Here is a 655-nt window from a genome sequence, read left to right as displayed (position 1 = left end):
GCTGGCCGCGCGCACGGGCGACCGGCTTGACCCGCGCACGCTCGGCAACACGCTGCTGGCCGGTTCGTTGAGCGCGCCGACCGCGACCGCGCTGTCGCGCGCCGAAAGCGCGACCACGTCGCTCGCGCTGCTGCTCGTCTCACCCGATTTCCAACGGAGATGACCATGGCACTGTCCCGCCGACAATTCCTGAGTGTGGCCGCCGCTGGTGCAGGCGCGATCCTCGTCGCACCGCGGATCGTGTTCGCGAACGTCGAGACCGATCGGCGCTTCGTGTTCGTGATCCAGCGCGGCGCGGCCGACGGCCTGAACATCGTCGTCCCGTATGCCGAGCCCGCGTATGCGTCGCTGCGCGGCCCGCTGGCGATCGACACGTCGGCCGCGACGCGGCTCGACGGCACGTTCGCGCTGCATCCGTCGCTCGTGCAGACTGCGCAGTTGTATCGCGACGGGCAGGCACTGTTCGTTCATGCGATCGCATCGCCGTATCGCGACCGCTCGCATTTCGACGGCCAGAACGTGCTCGAGACGGGCGGCCGCGCGCCGTACCAGGTGAAGGACGGCTGGCTGAACCGGCTCGCCGCGCTGCTGCCGGCCACGCGCGAAAACGCGATCGCGTTCGCGCCGACCGTGCCGCTCGCGTTGCGCGGCACCG

The 655-nt window shown here is 70.7% G+C and carries 1 protein-coding gene and 1 pseudogene; both read left to right on the top strand.

From position 1 onward, the window contains the following. Positions 1 to 163 (top strand): annotated as a pseudogene (locus G3N93_RS41125) (DUF1800 domain-containing protein); the annotation flags it as partial. A 2-nt stretch (positions 164 to 165) separates the two neighbouring features. Next, on the top strand, positions 166 to 655 hold a 490-nt coding region (locus G3N93_RS41120), incomplete at its 3' end, for a DUF1501 domain-containing protein (protein ID WP_374196574.1).

Source organism: Burkholderia sp. Se-20378 (assembly GCF_017104665.1).
Taxonomy (GTDB): domain Bacteria; phylum Pseudomonadota; class Gammaproteobacteria; order Burkholderiales; family Burkholderiaceae; genus Burkholderia; species Burkholderia lata.
This window is presented reverse-complemented; position numbering and strand designations above follow the sequence as displayed.